A 209-nucleotide genomic window follows, 5' to 3' on the forward strand; every position below is an offset into this window, starting at 1 on the left:
TGATGTCTCGTTGGCAACCAATTTAACGCCGTCATTACAGTTGCATATGCCAGTCTTGTCTGCAGCGATGGATACGGTGACGGAAGCGCGTTTGGCAACCCAAATTGCCTTGCTTGGTGGTATGGGTGTGGTACACAAGAATATGGTCATTGCGGACCAAGTAGCTGAGGTACAAGAAGTTAAGCAAGCAGTTGTTGATCCAGCTCGGT

1 protein-coding gene is annotated in these 209 nt (G+C 48.8%); it reads left to right on the top strand.

Annotated elements, in window-relative coordinates:
* Positions 1-209: IMP dehydrogenase (locus WEIDD23_RS12635; RefSeq protein ID WP_197458927.1), on the top strand; the 209-nt coding region annotated here is incomplete at both ends.

This window comes from Weissella sp. DD23, assembly GCF_001579105.1.
Lineage (GTDB): Bacteria > Bacillota > Bacilli > Lactobacillales > Lactobacillaceae > Weissella > Weissella cibaria.